Source organism: Clavibacter sp. (assembly GCF_014802555.1).
Lineage (GTDB): Bacteria > Actinomycetota > Actinomycetes > Actinomycetales > Microbacteriaceae > Clavibacter > Clavibacter sepedonicus.
In genome coordinates this window covers 1-5,283 of the sequence record NZ_JAAVCB010000111.1, presented here as the reverse complement: position 1 = coordinate 5,283, position 5,283 = coordinate 1, and the positions used below count along the sequence as shown (strand labels likewise).

General features: G+C 73.2%; 8 protein-coding genes. 1 reads left to right on the top strand and 7 read right to left on the bottom strand.

The genetic code is table 11. The features are described from left to right. Positions 1 to 701, top strand: a 701-nt coding sequence (locus HDR73_RS12315; protein WP_287136454.1) for a response regulator, incomplete at its 5' end; no start/stop codon positions are given. Between the two features lie 46 nt (positions 702 to 747). On the opposite strand, the gene HDR73_RS12310 is transcribed toward HDR73_RS12315, so the two are convergent. From HDR73_RS12310 to HDR73_RS12280, 7 genes are all read right to left on the bottom strand, one after another. Continuing rightward, complete coding sequence (locus HDR73_RS12310) at positions 748 to 1,821, bottom strand: alkene reductase (protein ID WP_041464328.1); 1,074 nt, start codon at positions 1,819 to 1,821, stop codon at positions 748 to 750. A 154-nt stretch (positions 1,822 to 1,975) separates the two neighbouring features. Beyond that, positions 1,976 to 2,104 (bottom strand): hypothetical protein, encoded by a 129-nt coding sequence (locus HDR73_RS12305; protein ID WP_256890490.1) that lies wholly within the window; start codon positions 2,102 to 2,104, stop codon positions 1,976 to 1,978. Positions 2,105 to 2,539: 435 nt separating this feature from the next. Continuing rightward, positions 2,540 to 3,004, bottom strand: coding sequence for a hypothetical protein (locus HDR73_RS12300; RefSeq protein WP_041464327.1), 465 nt, complete (start codon positions 3,002 to 3,004; stop codon positions 2,540 to 2,542). Between the two features lie 150 nt (positions 3,005 to 3,154). Next, positions 3,155 to 3,391 carry a hypothetical protein gene (locus tag HDR73_RS12295; protein ID WP_012297943.1) on the bottom strand — a complete coding sequence of 79 codons (237 nt, stop codon included), beginning with the start codon at positions 3,389 to 3,391 and terminating at the stop codon, positions 3,155 to 3,157. Positions 3,392 to 3,393: 2 nt separating this feature from the next. Then, positions 3,394 to 3,849, bottom strand: a complete 456-nt coding sequence (locus HDR73_RS12290; RefSeq protein WP_012297942.1) for an SRPBCC family protein — start codon at positions 3,847 to 3,849, stop codon at positions 3,394 to 3,396. A 166-nt stretch (positions 3,850 to 4,015) separates the two neighbouring features. Next, positions 4,016 to 4,747, bottom strand: a complete 732-nt coding sequence (locus HDR73_RS12285; RefSeq protein WP_041464326.1) for an SGNH/GDSL hydrolase family protein — start codon at positions 4,745 to 4,747, stop codon at positions 4,016 to 4,018. A 45-nt stretch (positions 4,748 to 4,792) separates the two neighbouring features. Beyond that, on the bottom strand, positions 4,793 to 5,283 hold a 491-nt coding region (locus tag HDR73_RS12280; RefSeq protein ID WP_287136453.1), incomplete at its 5' end, for a M23 family metallopeptidase.

The following is a 5,283-nucleotide window of genomic DNA, read 5'->3' as shown; positions in this document are numbered from 1 at the left end:
CGGGCGGCGCCGGCCTCGCGGGCGTCGTGCCCGCGGGCGGCCCGCCGATCCGCCTCGTCATCGTCGACGACGATGCGCTCGTCCGCGCGGGCCTCGCGATGCTGCTGGGCGGCGGGCACGGTCTCGAGGTCGTGGGCGAGGCGGCCGACGGGCTCGCGGCCGGCGCCGTCATCGCGCGCACGGCGCCCGACGTCGTGCTCATGGACATCCGCATGCCGGTCTGCGACGGGATCACCGCGACCGCTCGCGAGGTCGCCCGGCGCCGCGACCTGCCGGTCATCGTCCTCACGACCTTCGACGCCGACGAGCTGGTGCTCGGGGCGCTCCGTGCGGGCGCGCGCGGATTCCTGCTCAAGGACACGCCGCCGGTCGACCTCGTGCAGGCGGTGCGGCAGGTGGCTGCGGGCCGGTCGATCCTCTCGCCGTCGGTGCTCGACACCGTGATCGGCGTGGCGGCGCAGCGCGACCGCGCCGACCGCACGGCTGAGCGGGAGCGCTTCATGACCCTGACGGAGCGCGAGCAGGAGGTGGCGCTCGCCATCGCGCGCGGGTGGTCGAACGCCCGAATCGCCGCCGACCTCTTCCTCGGCGTCGCGACCGTGAAGACCCACGTGGGGCACGTGCTCGACAAGCTCGGCGTCGAGGGCCGCGTGCAGGTCGCCGTGCTCGTGCACGAGGCCGGGCTCGCTCCGTCGGAGTGAGCCCGGCCCCGGGTGGTGCCGGCCAGAGCCGGTCAGGCGGCGCGGATCAGCTCGCGAGCGCCGGGTAGTCGGTGTAGCCCTCGGCGCCGGGGCCGTAGAACGTGGCCGGGTTCGGCTCGTTCGTGGACGCGCCGGACTCCCAGCGCTCGACGAGGTCGGGGTTGGCGATCACCATGCGGCCGACGGCCACGACGTCGGCCGTGCCCTCCTCGACCAGCTGGATCGCCTCGTCGCGCTCGGTCTGCACGCCGAAGCCGCTGTTGATCATGAGCGGCCCGCCGAATGTCTTCCGGAGGCCCTGCACGAGCTCGCCCGCGGGCTCCGCGTGCAGGATGCTCACGTACGCGAGGCCGAGCGGCGCGATGCCCGAGAGCAGCGCCTCGTAAGTGGCGCGCGTCTCGGCGGGGTCCTCCTCGAGCACGTCCTGGATGTTGTGCGACGGCGAGATGCGGATGCCGACGCGCTCGGCGCCGATCTCGCGGGAGACCGCGTGCGCGACGTCGATGCCGAGCTTCGCGCGGTTCTCGGGCGATCCGCCGTACGCGTCCGTGCGCACGTTCGAGACGGGCGAGAGGAACTCGTGCAGCAAGTAGCCGTTGGCCGAGTGGATCTCCACGCCGTCGAACCCGGCGTCGACCGCGTTGCGCGCGGCGACCGTCAGCTCGTCGACGATGAGCGGGACCTCGTCGGTCTCGGGCTCGCTCGGCACGGGGTACGGCGCCTTGCCGGTGGGCGTGTGCACCTCGCCCTGGATCGCGATGGCGCTCGGCGCGAGCAGCGGCAGGCCGCCCGTGATCTCCTCGTGCGAGACGCGGCCGCCGTGCATGAGCTGCATGACGATGCGGCCGCCGGCCTCGTGCACGGCGTCGGTGACCCGGCGCCATCCGGCGATCTGCTCGTCCGTCACGATGCCGGGCTGGCCCGGGTACGCCTTGCTGCGCTCGCTGGTGAACACGCCCTCGGAGACGATGAGGCCGGTGGACGCGCGCTGGCGGTAGTACTCGACGACGAGGTCGCCGGGCACGCCGTGCTCGTCGGAGCGCATGCGGGTCAGGGGCGCCATGGCGACGCGGTTGGGGAGCTCGAGGGCGCCGAGGGCGACGGGGGAGAACAGCTTCACGTGGTGGGTCCTTCGTCTCGCGGGTGGCCTGCGCACGCCGCGACGGATCGCGTCGGGGAGGTCGGGCACGGCCAGCGGCCCGAGCGGACCGCGCTGGGGCAACCCGATGGGCCCGGAGCGGCATTCCTCCGCCGGTCCTTCTCCCAGGGCCTGGTCAGGCTGTCGGCTCCCCGGGCGTGTCCGGGCGCGTCGCGACCTGCGCGTCAGGTGACCCGCCTCCGAAGGAGGCGACGATCCCCGTGCGGCGCGCGAGCACGACGTCGTCGGTCCGCTGCTGGGCCATGCCCTGCAGCGGGATGATGGAGGACGCCGCGGAGACGCCGCCGACGATGCCGAAGACGACCTGGTCGAGGATCCGCCCGGCCGCGCGCCGTCCGACCGGGCGAGCCGCCAGGCCGGGTCGATGTGCGGAGGCAGCGGCCGCAGCGCGTGCGGCAGGAGGAGCATCCCCTACCCGGGCGGCGGGAGCACGCCGGGGGCCCGTACGGCGACGCGGCCTCGGCACCATACGCTTCCCGCGGCTGCCCCGCGTCCATCCGTCCGTCGTCCGTCGCGCTCATCGTGCCGGCCGTGTGGTCCCCGCGCCGCCGCAGCGCGGCTCCAGCGCATCCAGCAGGTGAGGGAACCGGGGCGTGGACGGGGCCCGGCACCCTCGCGGATGCCGGGCTCTCCCGGTGGTGCCGACGCGACGTGATCCGGCACCGTCGCGGAGGGTCGCTCAGCTCTCGGTGTGGGCGACGCACTTCGACGCGCCCGGGCCCTTGAGGACCAGCCGGTAGTCCTCGGTGGCGAGGCAGGGCACCGCATGGGTTCCCTGCGGGCTCGTCATGGTCGCGACCAGGCTTGCCACGGCGCCCGTGCCGAACGCGCACAGGTCGCCGCGCTTCGCGCACACGGCCGCCACCGCATCGTCCGCATGGTCGTCGACGGTCTTCAGGATGTGCGTCTGCTCACTCGGGGCGAGCACGGCGTACACCCCGTACCCGAACGCGAAGAAGATGTGCTCGCTCCCCGTGTTCGTGTCGGTGAGGGCCGAGGCGGCCACCGACGACGTGGCCGTCGCGCCGGTCGGGATGCCGCCGGACGGGGTGGCGGCCGAAGCTGCCGTCGCGCCACCTGCGGCGAGAGCCGCGGCGAAGACGGCGGCTGCGGCGAGGGAGCGGATGAGGGTGCGTCCACGCATGGTCTGGTAGTCCTGTCGATCTGCGAGACGCTGGTCGCCTCGTCCCCCGCACAGTGCCAGTCCGACGCGCGCCACCGTGCTGCGTCAACACAGGGCGACGGGCGGGTCGGGCCGCTCTCGCGTCCCGGATCCGCCCGTCGTGCGCGCGTGCTATCCCTGGATCTCCCCGCGGGAGACGGCCTCGGCGTACTTGCGGAGGTCCGGCCCGGGCTCGAAGTCGATGAACCGGCCCTTGAGCTGCTCGAACAGGCGCTGATACACGGTCTCCCAGTCCTGGCCCTCGAGCTCCTTCGCCGCGGTGAGCACGGCCTCCTGGAGCACGCGGTCGCTGTCCGTGAGGATCTTGTCGCGCGCCTCCTGGTTCCAGACGATCTCGGAGGTGTCCATGATCAGGCCTGGACGTCGCCGCGCCAGGCGCCGTCCTCGGTGCCGCGCTTCTCGATGAACTCCTTGAAGTTCTTGAGGTCCGCCTTGATGACGTGGTCGTCCACGCCGATCGCGGCGCCGACCTTCTCCACGAGGCCCTTCGCCTCCCAGTCGAGCTGGACGGTGACGCGGGTCTCGGTGTCGCTGAGCTTGTGGAACGTGACGACGCCGGCATGGTCCTCGTCGCCGCCCGTGGAGTTCCAGGCGACGCGCTCGTCGGGGTGCTGCTCGGTGATGTTGGCCTCGAAGGTGCGCTCGATGCCGCCGATCTTCACCTTCCACTCGGTGAGCGTGTCGGTGACCTGCGTGATCGACTCCACATAGCTGAGGAAGTTCGGGAACGACTCGAACTGGGTCCACTGGTTGTAGGCGGTGCTGACGGGGACGTTGACGTCGACGGTCTCGATCACTCTGGGCATTGCTTCTCCTCGTTCGGATTCGGTGCGTGGGGTCGGATCCTCGTGCGATCCGGGAGCCCGGGCTCCGGTGTGGACACCGGCGCGGGCACGTCTCCGACGCTACGCCGGGCCCCCACGGGGAATCCGGCACCCGAGGAATGCACAGGGAACGTTCAACCGCAGGTCACTACTCGGCAGTTCGGGACGGCCCGAGCATCCGCTGGACGAACGCGCGGGACCACGACGCGTAGACGCGGGACGCCTGGGCCGCATCCGGATCGCCCAGGTCCATGACGCTCTCGCCGGGGAACGGGACGGCGACGACGGCCGCGCGGGACGCGACGATCTCGGCCGTGACGCGGTTGAGCAGCCGCGCGTGCCGGGCGGCGACCGCGCGCCAGGCCGCGGGGATCCCGACGCTCTCGTTCAGCGGCGGGACCTCGGGGATGAGCACGCGCGCGCCCTCCGGCAGCCCCTCCGCCAGGTCGGTGATGGCCGCGCAGAGCAGCCTCCGCCAGGCGCGCTGCGGCGTCAGGCGGATGCTGTCGCCGACGCCCACCATGAGGAGCACCACGTCGACGCCCTCGAGGAGCGCCCGGTCCCGGACGGTGCCCGCGGCCGTGTGGATCGTGAGGTCGGAGAACGGACGCGTGGTCCACTCGACGCCGCGGCCGGTGCGTCGGGCAAGCTGGCGGGAGAAGTGGCCGGCCATGCCGAGCTCGTGCGAGAGGACGCCCATCCCGACGGCCGTGGCCTCGCCGATGACGAGCACGCGGTGCGGGTCGTCGCCCGGCACGACGCCGGACGCCGCGTCGCGCGGGAAGACCGTGCCCTGGAGGCCGGTGCGCAGGGCGACGTACTGCGCGAAGATCGCCGGCCGGGCCACGGCTTGCGCGAACCGCCTGATGCGTCCCGTCATGCGTCGCACCCCCCGGTCATCGACGCGCTCAGCGTACTCGGAGGGTCAGACGCCGCGATTGCGGAGGAACGGCATGGGCGAGGTGGCGACGCCGCCCTGCCGGATCTCGAAGTGCAGGTGGCAGCCGGTGCTGAGCCCGGCGCTGCCGACCGCGCCGATCTGCTGGCCCGCCTGAACGGTCTGGCCCGTGCGGACCATGACGCCGTACGAGTACATGTGACCGTAGACGCTCGTGACGCCGCCGCCGTGGTTCAGGGTGATGGCGTTGCCGAAGCCGCTGGACCCGCCCGCGAACTGCACCGTGCCGGCCGCCGTCGCGTAGATGGGGGTGCCGCAGCCGGCGCCGAAGTCGTCGCCCGCGTGCAGGCGCCAGTAGCCGAGGATCGGGTGCAGGCGCATCCCGTACGACTGGTAGGAGCCGTAGCTGCGGATGGGCATGGTCCAGCCGGACGACGAGGGCTGGCCGCCCGAGGACGGCGGGCGGGGCGCGTTGGCCGGCGGGCGCGCGCCGGCGTTCGCGGCGGCGGCAGCGGCTG